Source organism: Aliirhizobium wenxiniae, from assembly GCF_014201355.1.
In the GTDB taxonomy this organism is placed as follows: domain Bacteria; phylum Pseudomonadota; class Alphaproteobacteria; order Rhizobiales; family Rhizobiaceae; genus Neorhizobium; species Neorhizobium wenxiniae.
This window is the reverse complement of sequence record NZ_JACHEG010000013.1, coordinates 1-20,096: the sequence shown is the minus strand read 5'-3', so window position 1 is coordinate 20,096 and position 20,096 is coordinate 1. Positions and strand designations below refer to the sequence as shown.

The 20,096-nt window shown below is 60.2% G+C and carries 17 protein-coding genes and 1 pseudogene; 9 read left to right on the top strand and 9 right to left on the bottom strand.

Annotation, left to right across the window (positions count from 1 at the left end):
• Positions 1-130: 130 nt before the first annotated feature.
• From HNQ72_RS28305 to HNQ72_RS28265, 9 genes are all read left to right on the top strand, one after another.
• Positions 131-1,054, top strand: coding sequence for a sugar ABC transporter substrate-binding protein (locus HNQ72_RS28305; RefSeq protein ID WP_183997686.1), 924 nt, complete (start codon positions 131-133; stop codon positions 1,052-1,054).
• A gap of 65 nt (positions 1,055-1,119) precedes the next feature.
• Positions 1,120-2,226 (top strand): ABC transporter permease, encoded by a 1,107-nt coding sequence (locus HNQ72_RS28300; RefSeq protein WP_183997684.1) that lies wholly within the window; start codon positions 1,120-1,122, stop codon positions 2,224-2,226.
• A 2-nt stretch (positions 2,227-2,228) separates the two neighbouring features.
• Positions 2,229-3,008, top strand: coding sequence for an ATP-binding cassette domain-containing protein (locus HNQ72_RS28295; RefSeq protein WP_183997682.1), 780 nt, complete (start codon positions 2,229-2,231; stop codon positions 3,006-3,008).
• Between the two features lie 10 nt (positions 3,009-3,018).
• Positions 3,019-4,152, top strand: coding sequence for a Gfo/Idh/MocA family protein (locus HNQ72_RS28290; protein ID WP_183997680.1), 1,134 nt, complete (start codon positions 3,019-3,021; stop codon positions 4,150-4,152).
• The gene (locus HNQ72_RS28285) at positions 4,149-6,074 is read left to right on the top strand and encodes a bifunctional 5-dehydro-2-deoxygluconokinase/5-dehydro-2-deoxyphosphogluconate aldolase (protein ID WP_183997678.1); all 1,926 of its coding nucleotides are present in this window, start codon (positions 4,149-4,151) and stop codon (positions 6,072-6,074) included. Before HNQ72_RS28290 ends, HNQ72_RS28285 begins: the two co-directional genes overlap by 4 nt.
• Positions 6,071-7,903: a 3D-(3,5/4)-trihydroxycyclohexane-1,2-dione acylhydrolase (decyclizing) gene (gene iolD / locus HNQ72_RS28280; protein WP_183997676.1), complete on the top strand. Its 1,833-nt coding sequence runs from the start codon at positions 6,071-6,073 to the stop codon at positions 7,901-7,903. Before HNQ72_RS28285 ends, iolD begins: the two co-directional genes overlap by 4 nt.
• Positions 7,904-7,913: 10 nt before the next feature.
• Complete coding sequence (gene iolE, locus HNQ72_RS28275) at positions 7,914-8,810, top strand: myo-inosose-2 dehydratase (protein ID WP_183997674.1); 897 nt, start codon at positions 7,914-7,916, stop codon at positions 8,808-8,810.
• A 20-nt stretch (positions 8,811-8,830) separates the two neighbouring features.
• The gene (iolB, locus tag HNQ72_RS28270) at positions 8,831-9,628 is read left to right on the top strand and encodes a 5-deoxy-glucuronate isomerase (protein ID WP_183997672.1); all 798 of its coding nucleotides are present in this window, start codon (positions 8,831-8,833) and stop codon (positions 9,626-9,628) included.
• A gap of 23 nt (positions 9,629-9,651) precedes the next feature.
• A complete protein-coding gene (locus HNQ72_RS28265; RefSeq protein ID WP_183997670.1) occupies positions 9,652-10,434 on the top strand; it encodes a TIM barrel protein in 783 nt (260 codons plus the stop codon).
• A gap of 591 nt (positions 10,435-11,025) precedes the next feature.
• Here HNQ72_RS28265 and HNQ72_RS28260 read toward each other — a convergent pair.
• The 9 genes and pseudogenes from HNQ72_RS28260 to HNQ72_RS31200 form a co-directional block, all read right to left on the bottom strand.
• Positions 11,026-11,994 carry a dihydrodipicolinate synthase family protein gene (locus tag HNQ72_RS28260; RefSeq protein ID WP_183997668.1) on the bottom strand — a complete coding sequence of 323 codons (969 nt, stop codon included), beginning with the start codon at positions 11,992-11,994 and terminating at the stop codon, positions 11,026-11,028.
• Positions 11,991-12,956: an ABC transporter ATP-binding protein gene (locus tag HNQ72_RS28255; protein WP_183997666.1), complete on the bottom strand. Its 966-nt coding sequence runs from the start codon at positions 12,954-12,956 to the stop codon at positions 11,991-11,993. The genes HNQ72_RS28260 and HNQ72_RS28255 overlap by 4 nt, the downstream gene beginning before the upstream one ends.
• A complete protein-coding gene (locus tag HNQ72_RS28250; protein WP_183997664.1) occupies positions 12,957-13,973 on the bottom strand; it encodes an ABC transporter ATP-binding protein in 1,017 nt (338 codons plus the stop codon). It abuts the gene before it with no gap.
• Between the two features lie 8 nt (positions 13,974-13,981).
• Positions 13,982-14,899, bottom strand: coding sequence for a dihydrodipicolinate synthase family protein (locus tag HNQ72_RS28245; RefSeq protein ID WP_183997662.1), 918 nt, complete (start codon positions 14,897-14,899; stop codon positions 13,982-13,984).
• A gap of 19 nt (positions 14,900-14,918) precedes the next feature.
• Positions 14,919-15,794 (bottom strand): ABC transporter permease, encoded by an 876-nt coding sequence (locus tag HNQ72_RS28240; protein WP_183997660.1) that lies wholly within the window; start codon positions 15,792-15,794, stop codon positions 14,919-14,921.
• A gap of 3 nt (positions 15,795-15,797) precedes the next feature.
• Positions 15,798-16,757, bottom strand: a complete 960-nt coding sequence (locus tag HNQ72_RS28235) for an ABC transporter permease (protein WP_183997658.1) — start codon at positions 16,755-16,757, stop codon at positions 15,798-15,800.
• A gap of 67 nt (positions 16,758-16,824) precedes the next feature.
• A complete protein-coding gene (locus HNQ72_RS28230) occupies positions 16,825-18,366 on the bottom strand; it encodes an ABC transporter substrate-binding protein (RefSeq protein WP_373289515.1) in 1,542 nt (513 codons plus the stop codon).
• 68 nt (positions 18,367-18,434) lie between these two features.
• On the bottom strand, positions 18,435-19,148 hold the full coding sequence (locus tag HNQ72_RS28225; RefSeq protein WP_183997654.1) for a FadR/GntR family transcriptional regulator: 714 nt from the start codon (positions 19,146-19,148) through the stop codon (positions 18,435-18,437).
• A 783-nt stretch (positions 19,149-19,931) separates the two neighbouring features.
• Positions 19,932-20,096: pseudogene (locus tag HNQ72_RS31200) on the bottom strand (ABC transporter ATP-binding protein); the annotation flags it as partial.

Here is a 20,096-nt window from a genome sequence, read left to right as displayed (position 1 = left end):
GCGGATGTCGGCGCCGGATGAGATTGCTGCGGAGCAGGGGAGTGTGCCGCAGACTTTCGGTACCGGTCCCGCCTGACCGGATGACGGGGCGCCTGGGAGTGGCGTTCCGGTATTCAACTGGGAGGAAGTCATGAAGAAATTGCTTGCAGCCGCAGCAACGATTGCGCTCGTTGCCGCCGCCACGCCGGTGCTAGCCACCGATATCATCGTCGTCGCACATGGCCAGGCTAACGACCCGTTCTGGTCGGTGGTCAAGAACGGTGCCGAAAAAGCCGCCAAGGATACCGGCGTTAACGTAGAATTCCGCTCGCCGGAAACCTTTGACATGGTGGCCATGGGCCAGTTGATCGATGCCGCCGTCAATCAGGACCCGGATGGTCTTGTGGTCTCGATCCCGGATGGCGATGCGCTCGGCCCGGCGATCAAGCGCGCCGTCGATGCCGGCATTCCGGTCATCTCGATGAATTCCGGCTCGGATGTCGCCCACAAGCTCGGCGCCAAATTGCACGTCGGTCAGTCGGAGTTCGATGCCGGCAAGGTTGCGGGAGCCAAGCTTGCGGAAATGGGCGGCAAGAAGGCCATCTGCGTCAACCAGGAAGTCGGCAACGTGTCACTCGACCAGCGTTGCGCCGGTTTCGCCGAAGGTTTCGGCAAGGACGTGAAGGTGCTGCCGACCAGCAATGATCCGACCGAGGTTGAATCCAAGGTGCGCGCGGCGCTGGAATCCGACAAGGACGTCAATGTCATCCTGTCGCTCAACGCCTCGCTGGTCGGCGAACCGGCCGTCAAGGCGGCACAGGCACTGGGCCGCACCGAGGTGTTGATCTCGACCTTCGACATGTCCTCCGGTTTCCTCAAGGATATCGCCGACGGCAAGGCCGCGTTCTCGATCGATCAGCAGCAGTATCTGCAGGGTTATCTGCCGGTGTCCTTCCTGGCGCTGCACGCCCAATATGGTCTGATGCCCGGCGGTGACGTCGCTTCCGGTCCGAACCTCGTGACCAAGGAAACCGCAGCGCAGGTCATCGACCTGTCCTCCAAGGGCATCCGTTAAGCACACCTCCGCCGGGCCGCCGCAGCCTTTGCCGCGGCCCGGTCATCGCCTCCAGGAGACAGACCATGTCGATAGACACGCTGGCGCGCGCGGATGAGCGCATCAAATCCGAGCCTCTTCTCGCCAAACTCATGAAACGGCCGGAGCTCGGCGCAATCGGGGGCGTGGTCCTCGTCACAATCTTCTTCATGATCACCGCCGACAGCACGATGTTCACACTGTCGGGCGTGATGAACTTCATGACGCCGGCTGCCCAGCTCGGCATTCTCGGCATCGCGGCGGCCCTGCTGATGATCGGCGGCGAGTTCGATCTGTCGATCGGCTCCATGGTCGCCTTTGCCGGCATGGTGTTTGGCGTTTTTGTCGTCAATATCGGCATGCCGCTTGTCATCGCCATTCCGCTGACGCTGGCGCTTGCCGCAGCACTCGGCGCCACCAATGGCATGATCGTGCTCCGTACCGGCCTGCCGTCCTTCATCGTTACGCTGGCCGGCCTGTTCGTGCTGCGGGGTGCAGCGCTCGTCGGCCTGAAACTGTTCACAGGTGGCTCGACCCAGCTGCGCGGCATTCGCGAAGCGGTCGAAGGCGATTTTCTGGCGCCGATCTTTTCCGGCGATGCCTTTGGTTTCATCATGCGTTGGCTGGCGGAAGCCGGCATCGTCGACAGTTTCAAATCGGGCGTGCCAAAGGTGCCGGGCATTCCGGTGGAAATCCTCTGGTTCATCGCCTTTGCCGCGATCGCCACCTACATCCTGCTGCGCACCCCCATCGGCAACTGGATCTTTGCGACCGGCGGTGATGCGTTGGCCGCCAAAAATTCCGGCGTGCCTGTGCGCCGGGTCAAGATCTCGCTGTTTATGCTGACAGCGATCGCCGCCGCGCTCGTTGCGATCATCACCGTCATCGATGCCGGTTCGACCGATGCGCGTCGCGGTTTCATGAAGGAATTCGAGGCGATCATCGCAGCCGTCATCGGCGGGTGCCTGCTGACCGGTGGTTACGGCTCGGCGATCGGCGCATTTTTCGGCGCCATCATCTTCGGCATGGTCACGATCGGCCTGACCTACACCAGGTTCGACCAGGACTGGTTCCAGGTTTTCCTCGGCGCCATGCTGCTGCTCGCCGTCATCTTCAACAATGTCATCCGCCGACGTGTGACCGGGGAGCGCTGAACATGACCGCACCGATCATCCATATGGAAAACATCAAGAAGCATTATGGCAATGTCATTGCGCTCAACGGTGTGACCTTCGACGTACGTGCCGGCGAATGCCATTGCCTGCTTGGCGATAACGGCGCCGGCAAATCGACCTTCATCAAGACCATGTCGGGCGTGCACAAGCCGACCGAAGGCTCGATCACCTTCGAAGGAAAACCGCTCTCCTTCGGCAGCCCGCGGGACGCGATGGAAGCGGGTATTGCCACCGTATTTCAGGATCTGGCGATGATCCCGCTGATGTCGGTGACGCGCAACTTCTTCATGGGGCGTGAACCGACAAAAGGCCGAGGTATCTTCAAGCGCTTCGATCTCGATACTGCCAACGAGATCACCATGGCGGAAATGCGCAAGATGGGCATCAACCTGCGCGGTCCCGATCAGGCCGTCGGCACGCTTTCGGGTGGTGAACGGCAGACCGTCGCGATTGCCCGCGCCGTCTATTTCGGCGCCAAGGTGCTGATCCTCGATGAGCCGACCTCGGCGCTCGGTGTACGTCAGACCGCCAACGTTCTCGCCACCATCAATCGGGTGCGGGCGCAAGGTATCGGCGTCGTCTTCATCTCTCACAACGTTCGCCACGCCATGGCAGTCGGTGATCGGTTCACTGTTTTGAACCGTGGGCAGACGCTGGGCACCGCAACCCGTGGCGAGATCAATGCCGCCCAGCTTCAGGACATGATGGCGGGCGGACAGGAAATGGCCGAGCTGGAAGGCTCGCTCGGCGGAACGATCTGAGGCATTTTTGATGGTACAGACTAAAACTCTGCCGGATCGTCCGCTTGGCATTGCGTTGATCGGCACCGGCTTCATGGGCAAATGCCACGCCATGGCCTGGCGCAATGTCGCTGCCGTTTTTGGTGGCGCCCATCACCGGCTGGAAATCCTCTCGGATGCCACGCCGGAAAGCGCCAAAAAGTTTGCCGATCAGTTCGGTTTTGCCCGCGCCACGGCACGCTGGGAGGAGGCGGTTACCGATCCGAAGGTGGATGTGGTGTCGATCACCGCACCGAACGGCATGCACCGGCCAATGGCCGAGGCGGCGCTGAAGGCTGGAAAACATGTCTGGCTGGAAAAGCCGATGGCGCTGACGCTTGCGGACGCCGAGGCGATGGCGGCGACGGCCGCCGCCTATCCCGGCCAGGTCACCATGCTGGGTTACAATTATCTCAGAAGCCCGGCTTTCCAGTCGGCGCGCAACATGATCCGCGATGGCGTGATCGGCCAGCCGCTGGCTTTCCGTGGTGTTTATGATGAGGATTATTCCGCCGATCCGCTCCTCCCGTGGTCGTGGCGGATGACTCACGAAGGTGGCGGGCTGGGTGCGCTTGGCGATCTCGGCTGCCACCTCGTGAGCCATATGTTGGCGCTGATGGGACCGGTGACGGAGGTCGTGGCGCAGACCCAGGTGGCCATTCCCACGCGGCCATCGCCGGAGGGTCCGAAACGGGTCGAAAACGAAGACAGCGCGCTTGCCATGCTGCGTTTCGCTTCGGGCGCTCAAGGTTCGTTCGCCACATCGCGCGTCGCCCGTGGCCGCAAATGCCGGCTGCAATGGGAAGTGCATGGCAGCGAAGGCACCATCGTTTTCGACCAGGAGAACATGAACGAGCTGTGGCTGCACCGTGCCGGCGAGGCCGGTTTCACCCGCCACCTGACCGGGCCGGACCAGCCGGACTTTGCCGCCTTCTGCCCGGCGCCGGGGCACAACTTTGGTTTCAACGAACAGAAGGTGGTTGAGGCGCGCGATCTGCTCGCCGCCATTGCCGGCGGGCCGAATGTGGGACCGGATTTCGCGCAGGGGCTGGAGATCGAAAAGATCATCCACGCCATGGCCGCCTCCAACGGCTCGACTATCCGCATCGAAAGGGTGACCAGATGACGAAAAAACTCGATGTCATCACCATCGGCCGTGCCGGCGTCGATCTTTATGGCGCGCAGATCGGCGGGCGTCTGGAAGATATGGGCTCGTTCGAGAAATATATCGGCGGTTCGCCCACCAATATCGCCTGCGGCAGCGCCCGGCTTGGCCTGAAGACGGCGCTGATCAGCCGTGTCGGCAACGAGCATATGGGCCGCTTCATCCTTGAACAATTAAAGCGCGAGGGCGTCTCGACCGAGGGCGTAAAAACCGATCCCGAACGGTTGACGGCACTCGTTATCCTCGGGATTCGTGACGACAGCCAGTTCCCGCTGATTTTTTATCGGGAAAACTGCGCCGACATGGCGCTGTGCGAAGACGATATCGACGAGGATTTTATCGCTTCTGCCCGCGCCGTCGTCGTCACCGGCACGCATCTCAGCAACACACGCACGGAGGCCGCCGTCCTCAAGGCGCTGACACTGGCGCGCAAACACGGCCTGCGCACCGCGCTCGATATCGATTATCGCCCTAATCTCTGGGGCGTGGCCGGCCATGGTGATGGCGAAAGCCGCTTTGTCGAAAGCGCCAGGGTGACGTCAAAACTGCAGACGACGCTCAATCTGTTCGATCTGATCGTCGGCACCGAGGAAGAGTTTCATATTGCCGGTGGCTCCACCGATACGCTGGAGGCCCTGAGCGCCGTGCGCAAGGTGAGTGATGCGACGCTGGTGTGCAAGCGCGGTCCGCTCGGCGCTGTGGCTTTCGAAGGCGACATTCCCGGCAGTCTTGATGATGGCCAGAGCGGACAGGGTTTTCCCATTGAAGTTTTCAACGTGCTCGGTGCCGGCGACGGTTTTTTCTCCGGCCTGCTGCGCGGCTGGATGACCGGTGAGGACTGGCCGACATCGCTGAAATTCGCCAATGCCTGCGGTGCCTTTGCCGTCAGTCGCCATGGCTGCACGCCGACCTATCCGAGTTTCGAAGAGCTGCAGTTTTTCCTGAAACGCGGTGTTGTGCGTCCCGATTTGCGCAATGATCCGGAACTGGAACAGTTACATTGGTCGACGACCCGGCAAAGGCGAGTGGATGGCGACTGGTCGACCATGCGGGTGTTTGCCTTCGATCACCGTGTGCAGCTGGAACAGATGCCGGGCTACACGCTGCAGAAGGGTGCTGCCTTCAAGGAACTGTGCCTCAAGGCGGCGCTGCATGTTCAGGCTGGCAAACCCGGTTACGGCATTCTCTGCGACAACCGCATCGGCCGTTCGGCGCTGCATCGCGCTTCCGGTTCGGGCCTGTGGATCGGTCGCCCCGCTGAGTGGCCGGGGTCGCGGCCGCTGACGCTGGAGCCGGAACTGGGTACGGATTGCGGCACGCTGTCGGAATGGGCGCGTGAGGATGTCGTCAAGGTTTTGTGTTTCTGCCATCCGGATGATGACGCATCGACGCGTGCCGAGCAGGAACAGACGGTCAAGAGACTGTTCGAGGCTGCACGGCGCAATCGCCTCGAATTCCTGCTGGAAATCATTCCGTCGAAGGTTGGCGTCACGGATGACGACACGGTCGCGACGCTGATCCATCAGTTTTATGCGGCCGGCATCTATCCCGACTGGTGGAAACTGGAGCCGATGAAAACCTCGGCCGGCTGGCAGAACGCGATTGCCGCCATCGAGGCGCATGACCGGTTTACGCGCGGCATCGTCGTGCTCGGTCTGGATGCACCGGAAGCGGAGCTTTCCGCCAGTTTTGAGGTCGCAGCACAGTTCGCTCTGATCAAGGGTTTTGCGGTCGGCCGCACGATTTTTGGGGAAGCGGCGCGGCGATGGTTTGCTGGCGAAATGACGGATGCCGATGCGGTCGAGGAGATGGCGAAGCGTTACCAGCGCCTCTGCCACATCTGGGACGCGGCGCGTGAAAAATCAGGAGAGCAGGCGGCATGAGCACGATCAAACTCACGGCGGCGCAGGCCATGGTGAAATGGCTGGCCGCGCAGATGACCGAGGACGGCGAGCGTTTTGTCGATGGCGTCTGGGCGATCTTTGGCCACGGTAATGTGGCCGGTCTCGGCGAGGCCCTGCAGAAGGCCGGCAACAGCCTGCCGACATGGCGCGGCCAGAACGAACAGACCATGGCACATGCGGCCATCGCTTATGCCAAGGCGAAAAAGCGCCGACGTGTGCAGGCGGTTACCTCGTCCATCGGGCCGGGCGCCACAAACATGGTGACGGCGGCGGCGCTCGCGCATGTCAATCGCCTTCCGGTTTTGCTTATCCCCGGTGATGTGTTCGCCAATCGCCGTCCCGATCCCGTTCTGCAACAGGTGGAGGATTTCGATGACGGTACGGTCTCGGCCAACGATTGCTTCCGTCCGGTCAGCCGTTATTTCGATCGCATCACCCGCCCCGAACAGCTTCTGACAGCCCTGCCGCGGGCGCTGCGCGTGATGACAGATCCCGCCAATTGCGGGCCGGTGACGCTCTCCTTCTGCCAGGATGTGCAGGCGGAAGCGTATGACTGGCCGGAAGCCTTTTTCGAGCCAAAAGTCTGGCGCATCCGCCGACCGGCGCCGGACGCCCGTGATCTCTATGACATTGTGGCGCTGATCCGAACGGCCAAAAATCCGGTCATCGTGGCCGGAGGCGGTGTGATCTACAGCGATGCCGAACAGGAACTCGCCGATCTCGCCACGCGCCACGCCATTCCGGTGATCGAAACGCAGGCCGGAAAATCGGCGCTGGCCCAGAGACATCCGATGAATTTTGGTGCGGCCGGCGTCGATGGTTCGGCGGCTGCCAATGCGCTTGCCCGCAAGGCGGATCTGGTGATCGGCATCGGCACGCGCTTTCAGGATTTCACCACCGGCTCGTGGTCGCTGTTCGAGGCGAAGGGGCGAAAACTCGTTTCGATCAATGTGCAGGCTTATGACGCCGACAAGCACGGTGCGATCGGTCTTGTGGCTGATGCCAAAGTGGCGATTGTCGCACTCGGCGAAAAGCTCGGCACCTATCGTGTGCCCCATCCCGATGCGGCCTTGCGCAGCGAATGGCTCACGGCGGTCGACCGGCATTGCGCGGCACCTTTTGAAGACGGGCTGCCGAGCGATGCGCAGGTTATCGGCGCCGTGCAGCGGGCAACGGGTGAAAATGCCATTGCCATGTGCGCCGCCGGCACCATGCCGGGCGCGTTGAAACTTCTGTGGCAGCCGAGTCAGGGCGGTTATCACATGGAATACGGTTATTCCTGCATGGGTTATGAAATCGCCGGTGCCATGGGCCTGAAACTGGCGCGGCCAGAGCGGGAGGTAATCTGCTTCGTCGGCGATGGTTCCTACATGATGGCGAATTCCGAACTGGCGACCGCCGTCATGCGCAAGGTGCCGTTCACCATCGTGCTGACCGACAACCGTGGTTACGGCTGCATCAACCGCCTGCAGCGCGGCACCGGCGGCGAGGCGTTCAACAATCTCTACAAGGACTGCAATGTCGAGCAGCAGCCGGCGATCGATTTTGTCGCGCATGCAGGTTCGATGGGCGCATTTGCCGTGAAGGCGAAGGATATCGCCGATCTCGAAACGCAGATCGCCAATGCCCGCAACCGCGATATCCCGACCGTGATCGTCATCGATACCGATCCGACCGATGGTCCTGGTTTCGGTGATGCCGGCCAGTGGTGGGATGTCGCCGTGCCGGAAGTGGGCACGAGTGACAAGCTGAAACAGGCTTATGCGGCCTATCTCGAAAACGCCGCTCGACAGAACACCGTGAATTGAGGGTTTTAGAATGATCCGCTTCGGCACCAATCCCATCGCCTGGGCCAATGACGACGACCAGAGCCTTGGCGCCAACATTCCGACCGAACAGATTTTGCGCGAGGCCAGCGAGATCGGCTTTGACGGGATCGAAAACGGCCATCGCTGGCCGAATGAGCCACAGGCGTTGAAGGACCTGCTCGGGTCTCACGGTCTGGCCTTCGTCTCCGGCTGGTATTCGCTGAACCTGCTGACGCAATCGGTCGAAGACGAAAAGAAGGCCATCCAGCCGCATCTCGACAAGCTAAAACACAATGGCTGCACGGTCTGCATCGTCTGCGAAACCTCCAACAGCGTTCAGGGGCTGCAAAAACCGCTTTCCGAAAGCCCGGTCCTGTCAGACGCCGAGATGAAGGTTTTTGGCGCGAAGGTGGAGGAGCTTGCGGCCTTTACCGCAGGTCAGGGCATTCACCTCGTTTATCACCACCATATGGGCACGGTGGTCGAGACGCCGGAAGAAATCGATGCCTTCATGGCGGCAACGGGGCCGGCAACACGGCTGCTGTTCGACGCCGGCCATTGCTTTTTTGGCGGCAACGGTCGCGATCCGGCGCCGGTTCTTTCCCGTTATGTCGATCGTGTCAGCCATTTTCACGCCAAGAACGTGCGCCCCGCCATCATGCGACGTGTGCGGGATGAAGGCCTGTCCTTTATGGATGGCGTGCGTGCCGGTGTGTTCACCGTGCCGGGTGACGAGGAGGGCGGCGTGGATTTCGAACTGCTGCTGCAGATCCTGAAAAATGCCGGTTACGACGGCTGGATCGTCATCGAGGCCGAGCAGGATCCGGATGTGCGCAATCCCTTCCAGTATCAGTCGCTTGGTCTGAAGACCTTGAAGGCTGCGGCCGCCAAGACTGGCCTCGTCTGAGAAAGCAGCAGGAGTTTTCGATGCCCAACCTTCTCCATCGCCCGTTCGGTTCTCACGGCAAGGTTCACGAGATCACGCCGGCCTCGGCCGGCTGGCGTTATGTCGGCTTTTCGCTCTACCGGTTGCGAGCCGGAGAAACGGCCGCGGAAGCGACGGGCGATCGCGAGGTCATTCTGGTGATGGTCGAGGGCAAGGCAGCACTTCATGGTGCCGACCAGGATTGGAGCGTGCTTGGTGAACGCATGAGTGTGTTCGAAAAATCGCCACCGCATTGCCTCTATCTGCCCAACGGCAGCGACTGGAAAGCCGTGGCCGAGACGGATTGTGTGATCGCCGTCTGCTCCGCGCCGGGCAAAAGCGGCCACGAGGCCCGGAAGATCGGTCCGGAGGGTATAACGCTCACCCAGCGCGGCGAGGGCACCAATACCCGCTACATCAACAATATCGCCATGGAAAACGAGGATTATTGCGACAGCCTGCTCGTGACGGAAGTGTTCACCCCGGCAGGCCACTGGTCGAGTTATCCGAGCCACCGCCACGACGAGGACGATTTTCCGCGCATCACCTATCTGGAAGAGACCTATTACCACCGGATCAACCCGGCCGATGGTTTCGGCATACAGCGGGTCTACACCGACGACCTGCAGCTGAACGAGACCATGGCGGTGCATGACGGCGATGTCGTCTGCGTGCCGCGTGGCCATCATCCTTGCGGCGCACCGCATGGTTTTGAGATGTATTATCTCAACGTCATGGCCGGCCCCTTGCGCAAATGGCGTTTTGTCGCCGCGCCTCCTGTCGCGCACCTGATGCGCTGACCTCTCAATCACGGACAATCATCATGGATCAACCGTTTACACTTGCCGCCTGCGCGGAAATGCTTTGGCGCGATAAGCCGATCGAATGGCGCTGCGCGCAACTCAGGGAACTGGGCTTTCAGGTGGGGCTATGGAACTGGCCGGAGCACGATCTCGCCGCGCTTGAAAAATCAGGTGCCACCTTTTCCATCATGAATGGCTATCTGACGGGGCGTCTCGCCGATGACGAAGGTGCCGACGAATTGTTGCGCTCGGCACGGGAGACCGCACAGATCGGCAAGCGGCTTGGCATCGCAAGGCTCAATCTGCACGGTACGGGTCTCGGCGAGGGCGGCCTGCCTGTTCGCCCGAGCGAAGTCACGACCGGGCGCATGTGGCTGAAGGCCCGCGACACGCTGGCGCGCATCGCCGACATGGCGGAAGAGGAGGGCGTCGTTTACACGCTGGAAAACCTCAACCTGCCGGTCGATCACCCCGGCACGCCTTTCGGCCGGGCGGAAGACACGCTGGCGCTGGTCGAGAGCGTCAACCATCCGCGTCTGCGGCTCAATCTTGATCTCTATCACGTGCAGATCGGTGAGGGGAACCTGATCGAAACCTGCCGTGCCTGCCTGTCTTTCATCGGCGAAGTACAGGTGGCGGATGTGCCTGGGCGCTGCGAGCCGGGCACAGGCGAGATCAATTATCCGGCAATTGCTACGGCGCTTTCCGATATGGGGTATCGCGGCCCGATCGGATTAGAGAGTTTTGCCAAGGGCGATCCGCTAAAGGCCTTGGAAGCATTTCGAACTGCCTTCACAATCTAAAGCACGTATTCACGATGCAATTGCGCCTCTGCACGGGCACTGCATTAAGGCCCGGTTTCCCAACATGCGTGTCAGATGTGCAACGACAGGCTTTGGCCACCGGTGTGGGCTGATTTTGAGGCTGACGTACTTACAGGTGGATCCGCGTTTTGAACACTCGAGGCAACGGTTCGATCGTGATGGCGATACCAAGGGCACCGAATAGTAGGTGGAAAAATATCCCGTTGACATATCCCGCGCTTCTGGTTTTTGGGATCCATTCGTAAATGCCAGTGAGGTTCGACATGGAGCAAGGTGCGGTATTCCCAAGCAACCGAAGTCAAGCTATTCGGCGAGGGGTTTGCGGGAGTAGTCCATTGAGACCTTGCGTGATGGCTTCATTCGGTTAGGAGTCGCTGATTTTCAACGTCTCCACAATGGTCTTTGGGGGCGCGCCAGTTTTTGAAGTCTCGACGATATTCTACTCCAGCCTTAATCCAACTGTGAGGAGGCTATTAAGACGTCCATTTTCTCAATCAATTACCTTCTCCGAGGATGCTGCGCGTTCATATCCGTTCAAGAGCGATTTACCTGCGTTTCAGTGTCAAATTGCTAAGAATCCCACCTTTGACGGATACTTTCACTATAGGCGTTGGTTGGGAACAGCTCAGGTAGACAGTTCCTTGCAATCATTCCAAGCCTTGCCACCTGCTCGCTTGCAATAAACTTGTATGGCCAACGCATTCGGGCGCAGACTGGCCCCCAATCCCCGGCAGCACAAAGCGCCTTGTCCAACGCAGCGTTACAAAAACCTTGTTGCTCACGGAACGGAACGACATGACTGTCCATGAATGCGATGAGGCGGGTTTCTATGGCCAGAGCCGCTTCGAGATCGGTCTTCATCAGGTCTGTCCATGCCTGAGCGCCTTGTGGGTTCAGGCAGGCTACATTTGAAAACGCACCCGCCGCCACACCATGTTTTACGCCCGTCGCCAGGTGGTGCCCCGGCACGAACAGGGCGAATTCGAAAAGATGACGCCGCGCTTCGGCATACCAGGCGTCGCTGCCGTCAGCGAGCTTGATCCCAACTACAGACGGACACGGGCCGCAAATCTGCGACAGGTCGACGGGGCGGAGAACACGCTTGGCATGCGGCGGATTGTAGAGGATGAGCGGAATGCCGTCCGCGACATCCGACGCGCGCTTGAGGAAGTCTATCGCCTCGGCGTCGGTCAGCGGCCACCAGTCCGGCAGAATGACCTGTATGGCTGTCGGGCGATGCGGCACGGCCCGTTTCAAGCGTTCGAGCATGATCAGCGGATCCGGCTGACAGGCGCCGATTACGAATGGCATACCGGCCCGTCGACAGCGGCTCGCCAGCAGGGCCTGTATCCGGTCGTACTCCGCTTCCGTCTGGTTGTGAAACTCGCCAGCGGTACCATTCGAATAGATACCGTCCACCCGCCCGTCGATGAGTATCCCGATCTCTTCCTCAAGGGCGTCGAAGTCGATGCTGTCGTCTTCGCGGATCGGCAGAAGGAGGCTTGCCCAGTTTCCGGCGATGGGATGACGGCGGCTCATGAAACACTCCCGTTCAAGTCGTCGCGAATGCAGGCTTTGAAACGTCCCGGTGCCGTTTCCCTCAGTGCCGGAACGACTTCGGCACATCTTGAAATGGCCTTCGGACATCGCGTCCGGAAAACGCAGCCGCTCGGCGGATTGGCGGGGCTCGGTATGTCGCCCCTCAGGATTTGCCGGTTGCGATGAGCATCGGGATCGGGTGAGGGGATCGCCGACAATAGCGCCCGCGTATAGGGGTGCTGGGGATCGGCATAAAGCTCGGCGCTTGGCGCGATCTCCATGACGCGGCCGAGATAAAGCACGATCACCCGGTCGCAGATATATTCCACCACCGCCAGATCATGGCTGATGAACAGCATGGTCAATCCGAGCCGCTGCTGCAGATCGCGCAGAAGATTGATCACCTGCGCCTGGATCGAGACGTCGAGTGCCGAAACCGGCTCGTCTGCAACGATGAACTCCGGCTGAAGCGTCAGCGCCCTTGCAATACCGATCCTCTGCCGCTGTCCGCCGGAAAACTCGTGAGCATATCTGTTGACGGCATCCGCTGGCAGATCCACCTGTTCGAGCGCCTTGCGGGCGCGATCCAGCCGCTCTTTCGAGTTGCCGATGCCCTGGATTTTCAAACCCTCGGTGAGGATTTCGCCGATCGTCATGCGGGGGGAAAGGCTGGCGAACGGGTCCTGAAAAATATACTGCATGCGCGGACGTGCGCGCCGCATCTGCGAAGCCGATAGCTCCGTCAGTTCGGTGCCGTCAAAATGGACACTGCCTGCCGATGGCTCGATCAGTCGCAGGATGGAACGGCCGATCGTGGTCTTGCCGCTGCCGGATTCGCCGACGAGGCCGACGACCTCGCCCTTGCCGATGTCAAAGGAAATATTCTGCAGAATCGTCAGCGTCGAGCCGCGGCTCGTGTATTGTTTTGCCAGATCTCGGACTTCAAGGAGCGGTGCGTTCATCTAGACCTCCTGCCAGTGGATGCAGCGGCTTCTATGGTGGGGGCTGACTTCGAAGAGCGGCGGTACCGCCTTGCGACAGCCCTCCGTCGCAAATTTGCAGCGTGGTTCGAAGGCACAGCCGGCCGGCATGTTCATCAGGCTCGGTACGACACCTGGAATGGCGGCGAGCTTTTCGCCTGCATGCTTCATACGCGTCGCATCGCCGAGCTTCGGCATCGAGGCGAGCAGTCCCAGCGTGTAGGGATGTTTCGGGTTGCGGAAGACCTCCGTTACCGGTCCTGTCTCGACGATCCGCCCGGCATACATCACCGCCACCCGGTGGGCGATTTCCGCGACGACACCGAGATTGTGGGTGACGAACAGCATGGCCATGCCGCGCTCCCGCTGGAGCTTCTGCAAGAGGTCGAGGATCTGCGCCTGGATTGTGACATCGAGCGCGGTGGTCGGTTCGTCTGCGATCAGCAGCGTCGGGTCACATGCAAGCGCCATGGCGATGGTCGCGCGCTGGCGCATGCCGCCGGAAAGCTCGTGCGGATATTGCTTGACGCGTCGCGCGGCATCCGGGATGCCGACCTGGTCGAGAAGTGATATGGCCGCATCCATCGCGCTTTTCCGGTCCGCCCCACGATGGATGCGGATCGGCTCCGAAATCTGGTCACCGATCGTGTAAACAGGATTGAGGCTGGACATCGGCTCCTGGAAAACCATCCCGATATCGTCACCGCGAATAGAGCGCATCTCCTGTTCGCTGAGCGAGACGAGGTCTCGGACCCCGCCGTCCTTGCGTTTCAGGTGGACGCTGCCGGCCGCGATGGCGCCGATCTTGCGGGTGAGCAGGCGCATCACCGAGAGGCTGGTGACAGACTTGCCGGAGCCTGACTCTCCGACAAGTGCCAATGTTTCGCCGGCTGCGACGGACAGATCGATGCCGTTGACCGCCGTCACTTCGCCGGCGCGAACGCGGAAGACGGTCCGCAATCCCTTAACGTCGAGTATGGTTTCAGCGGCCTGTTTCATGACGTTCCTCAGGAAAGAAGCCCGGTTGAGCGCAGGATCTCGTCGATCCTTGCCGTCTCTGCATCATTGAGGGCGGCACGCGGGCGAGGCATCAGCGCGGTGTCGATGATGCCGAGGCTCTTCATTGCCGCCTTGAACGCTCCGATTCCGGACGCGCCGCCGCTGACGCGACCGGCGCCGACCCAAACGATTTCGAACAGCCGGCACAGACGCTCCTGTTCCTTGCGGGCGGCAGCCCAGTCACCGCGCTGGGCGGCATCCCAGAGCCGGACGTAACCGTGCGGATCGACATTGGCGATGCCGGGGACGACGCCATGCGCGCCCATCAGCAGCGCGTTGTCGACAACGATCTCGGATCCTGTCATCAGGAAGACGTCGGGTTTGTCTGCAAGGTCGAGCAGGACATAGCGGAAGTTGCCGTCATCGCCGCTGGAATCCTTGATACCGATGATCGTGCCTTCGCGTGCGAGCGTTACGCTCGTCTGTCGCTGCAGCTTGACGTGGACGCAGACCGGGATGTCGTAGGCTATCAGCGGCACATCGACGGCATCGCGAATGAAGCGGAAGTGGTCGAGAATTTCCGGCTGGCTGGTAACGGTATAATAAGGGGCCGTCACGACAACCGCATCGGCGCCGGCGGCTTTGGCGATCCTTGCATGATTGATTACCAGATCGGTCGTTGCGTCGATTACGCCGACGATCAGCGGTACACGGCCATTGATGACCTTTGCCGAATGTTCGATGATCTGCTGCCGCGTCTTTGCGTCATGGAACACCACTTCGCTGGTCGAGCCGAGCACGAAAAGACCGTGACATCCGGCATCGATCAGATTTTCGAGCACCCGCGTGTAGGACGGATAGTCGACGGTGAAATCCGCATTGAGCGGAGTTACGACTGGAGGAACGACACCCTTGAATTTGCTCATGTTCACTTTCTTTCGATCGTCAGTTTAGTTCGGCGCGAGGGTCGAAGGCATCGCGGAGACCATCGCCAATGAAGTTGATGGCAAGGACGGCAGTGACCAGCGCACCGCCGGGAAACAGCCATTGCCAGGGATATTGTTCGAGAACCGCGGTGGAGCGTGCGGCGTTCAGCATGTTGCCCCAGCTCGCAGCCGGAGGGGCGATGCCGAGCCCGAGGAAGGACAGTCCCGCCTCGAGAAGGATGGCATTGGCGATCTGCAGAGTCGCGAAGACGACGAGAATGTCGATCGAGTTCGGCAGACCGTGGCGTAAGAGAAGATGCAGGAGACCCGCCCCCATGCCTCTTGCCGCCATCACGAAGTCACGCTCGCGCAATTCGAGGAGCCGCGAGCGCACCATTCGCGCCAATAGGGGCCAGGACAACAGCGAGATGACGAACACTGTCGGCCAGATGCCGGTGCCGGCGATTGAGGCGAGCACCAGTAGAAAAATCACCGGTGGCAGCGTCATCACCAGATCGACGAACCGCATCGTGACGGCATCCGCCCAGCGACCGGCCAGCGCCGACATCGCTCCGACGAGGAAGCCGATGATGGCGGAAATGACTGTCGAGGTCAGAGCCACAAAGAACGAGATCCGTCCGCCGTCCATGACGCGAGCAAAGATGTCACGGCCGACACCGTCCGTGCCGAACCAGTGTTTTGCGCTCGGTCCCGCATTCATGGCGAGCAGGTCTATATCGTTGGGCTTGACCCCCCACCACAGAGGATAGGTGAGTATCGCCAGGAACATCGGCACGATGATCGCCACGCCACAGATCGCTGCGCGGTTGAACCGGAAACGTTCGAAAGCGCGGGCGAGGGGGCCGGGACTGCTTATCGGGGTGCGTGCCAGCATCGCTCAGCCCACCTTGATCCGGGGATCGACCGCCGCATAGGCGAGATCGGTCAGAAGGTTGACCACAATCACGGAGGCTCCGATGACCAGCGTCGAGCCCATGATGACCGGGTAGTCGCGGTTTTCAACAGCTGTCACCATCAGCAGACCCATGCCGGGCCAGTTGAACACGCTTTCGATGAAGATCGCGCCGCCGATGGCAAGGCCGATGGTCGAGCCGATCAGGGTAATGACCGGCAACAGCGCGTTGCGCAGCGCATGTTTGGTGATCACCCAGAATTCCGCAACGCCCTTGGCGCGAGCGGTGCGCACGTAATCCTGATTGAGGACTTCCAGCATCGAGCCTCGCATGTAGCGCATGATCAGCGCCGTCTGGGCAAGCGCGAGCAGCGAGGCGGGCAGGATCAGGTGATGGATGAGGTCGAGAAGCGAGAACTCGCGGCCGGGCGTCAGCATGCCACCCGAGGGCATCCAGTTGAAATAGACGGAAAAGAGATAGAGCCCGACCAGGCCGCTCAGGAATGGTGGGCTGGAAATGCCGGTGACGGCAAGCACGGAGAAGGATAGGTCTGCCAGAGAATTTCGGCGCACGGCGCTGACGATGCCGGTTGCGATACCGGCAATGATGGCGATGACGATCGCCGTTCCCATCAGCAGAACCGTCGGTCCGACCCGCGAGAACACCAACCCAAGGACTGCCTGATCAGGCCGCTGGATCGAATAACCGAGATTGCCCGTCAGCGCCTGCTGCAGCCAAGCGAAGTATTGCACCGGCAATGGCTGGTCGAGACCGAGCGTTGCGCGCAGTGCCACCAGGTCCGATGGCGACATCGGCACATTGGGATCGATATACGCGTCGATCGGATCGCCGGGCGTAAGGCGCAGCATCACGAAGATCAGCATGCTCAAGGCAAGCAGCATGCCTGCCCCGATCAGCAAGCGCCGGAGACTGTATTTCAGCATGGATGTGTTCCTGTGAGGGTGGCGGGTCAAGGCTGGCCACCCCTTGTTTCTCAGGAGCGGTGTCGCCCTATTCGGCGATCGACCATTTTTCCGGATGCGCCTGGTAAGGGCCGCCGCCCGGCGCGGGCGTCCAGACAAAGTCCTTCAGCTTGGCAGATGCCACGCCGTATCGGTTTGCGACCCAGAGCGTACCCCAGGGCAATTCCGCATTCATCACCTTGCAGACGTCCTGATATCTTGCGTCGCGCTTGGCGACGTCGGTTTCGCCAAGCGCCGTATCCAACGCCTTGGTCAGTTCCGGTATTCGGGCACGCACCACGTTAGGGCCGGCCGGCGGGATCTGTTTTTCGTTGAGGCCGACATTGATACTGCTCGGATCGGGACCATTCTGAAGACCGGCATAAACCATCTGGAACTGGGCGACATCCGGCGTCGGATTGAGCACGATGCTGTTATAGGTGGGGGTATCGACGGCACGCGGCGTGACGTTGATGCCGACCTGGGCGAGCATCGCCTGAACTGCAGCCATGACATTGGCGGCGAGCGGTGTCGTATAATATGTCAAGAGCGTTATCGGCTTGTTGCCGTTGATCTTTTCCCATCCTGCCTCTTCCAGCAATTTTTTGGCCTTTTCGGGATCGTAGGCATAGGCCTGGATACCCTGCGGCACGACCTGATCGGCCACATAACCGCAGTTCGCCGGCTTGGCAGCGCCGCCGTAAAGGCTCTGGATGATCGCATCGCGGTTAATCGCATACATCACCGCCTGCCGGACACGCACATCCTTCCAGATCGGCGAATCGTGGTTGAAGCCGAGATAGTTGACCACGAAGGAATTACCTTCGATGATGCGGAAATCCTTGTTGTCGCGGAATGCGTTGAGATCGTTGGAATCCACGTAGGTGAACTGGATTTCTCCCGCACGGAGCGCGGCGATTGCAGCTGCCGGGTTGGCAAAATAGCGGTTGATGACCTTTTCCAACGCCGGCTTGCCACCGCGATACTCGGTATTGGCGGCCAGTTCGACATATTGATCGGTCACGTATCTGCTGAACTTGAACGAGCCGGTGCCGATGGGCGTGGTGGACCACCATGAGTTTTTCGCCAGCTGATCGGCCGGGATTTGCGAGAGCGCATGTTCCGGCAGCATCATCACCTTGGTCAGCGCGTCGATCAGGCTGGCCGACGGTGCCGAGAGCTTGATGACCAGGGTTTTGACGTCGGTAGCTTCCACGGAAGATATCGCTGTCAGGCGGGCGGCAAGAACCGAGCCGGTCTTGGCGTTCTTCGCCAGTTCCATGGTGAATTTTGCGTCTTTGGCGGTAAACGGCTTGCCGTCGTGCCATTTCGCATCCGTTAGCTTGAATGTGTAGGTTTTCTGGTCCGGGCTGACCTCGTAGGACGAAGCCAGAAGGCCCACAACCTTCTGCAGCTTTTCGTCATAGGTGACGAGCGGTTCGAAATAGACGCTTAGCCAGGTGAAGCCGCTGGTGGCGGCCAGTGGATTGAAATTGCCCTGAAAACCGCCGGGGCCAACGTCGAAGCCACCGGATAAAGTCTCTGCCTGTATTGGTGCGGCAAAACCCGAGAATGCTGTCGTCGCCATCATGGCGGTAAGCGCGATGGCCGTTGTTACTCTGGACATGCGTTTCATTTGTGCTCCTCCCACAATTGAAATTAGCTTGCTGACTTGCTTGCGGTGATGACCCGCGAAATTCCCTCGTAGTGGCGGTCGAGCCGCTGTTGCACCTCAGAGAGGTCTCGTTTTTCGACTGCATCGACGATTGCAGCGTGATCCTTCCAGGTCGCGATCGGATCGACGGTGTCGAGATTGACGAAATCGGACGCCTTGTAGAAAGCCAGCCAGAAAATATCGATGAGCCGGGCAAAGGTCTCATTGTTCTGGCAACGGAACAGCAGCGCATGAAACAACTGATCCTCGTCTGCGAAGGATTCTCCACGCTTTGCATGCGCGCCCATGCGATCGACGGCAGCGCGCAATTCCGCGATGTCTTCGTCACCGATAATCGCCAGTGTTTTGCCGATCATGCCCGCTTCAAGCACGCGGCGGATTTCGATCAGCTCTTCAACCTGCCGCAAAGCGCCGCCAAGGCCATAGGCGAGATTGTCCAGAAGCGGCTCGAAGGAAAATGCCTTGACGAAAATGCCGACCCCGCGTCGGGCTTCGAGAACTCCCAATGACTCGAGTGCCTTGATTCCTTCACGCAGTGAATTTCGACTAACACCAAGCTGGTTCGCCAAATCCGATTCCGCTGGAAGCATGGTGCCGGGCTTGAGGCCATTTTCGCTGATAAAATCACGCAGGCTTTCCTGCACGGAAACGTGTAGGAGTGGCGCCCGCATCAGCGGCTTGATTGCTTTGAGTGACATCCCTCTCATCCGGTTTAAATTCTAACAATATCGCAAGGATATCCACTTGTAGGATATCTGTCAACGGACGAGCAGATCGGGCGCTATACAGCTCGTTGTCGGGAGCCGACGCTGACGGTTTCGACACGGCTCCATTGCCCTTCGGTCACGGTACCGGGTTGACTGGTTAGCCTTATCGGAGCGCAAGCAACGGCCGAAAGCAACAATCTTAGCAGGAGAGAAGTCCGGCGGCGCACGCCCCATAGTCAGGAACTGTCGCCATGGATTTTCAGACGACATTCATGGACAATGCTACGTCCGCTCCTTCGCTAGCGGTGTCAGCAAAAGCTGTCTGGAGTAGTGTCGCAGCCCCTCCGAAGGTAACGTCCCAAATCACGACGCCGCAAAAGACGACCGTCGGTGAGGCTGCCCATCTTCCGAAGGCCTCGGATGTAACATCGAATGCAAACAGGCTGGTGAGGACCGCGCGTCTCAGGTAGCGGTCCGAGTTTCCCCGCGATCCAGATACCCATCAAAGTAGTCATTCCGCGTGGTCGGCCAAGCATCGCGGCTTCACGCTGGGGCCTCGTCTATTGACTAGGCGGATCCTCGGCCACTGACACGATGGCGCGGCAGACAGACCCTTGTCACGCATAGGCGCCGTTGGCGTACTCACTCGCAGTCGGTAAAATTGTTCGTGAGAGGGATATCAGGATTGGGACCGCCGCCTTTCCCACGGGAGCGGCGGTTCGAATCGGTTCAAGACCTTAGGTCAGGCTCTGCTTATCCGTGGCCATGGCCTAGCTAAACTGTGCCTTCATATTCCAGAGACGCGCCGATCAGTTCGCGGGAATAGGGATGGGTTGCCTGGCATCCGGGGATCGCCTCGCGCGGCAATATCTCGGTAATCTCACCGCGCAGCATCACGGCGAACCGGTCGCACATGTGATCGACCACCGCCAGATCATG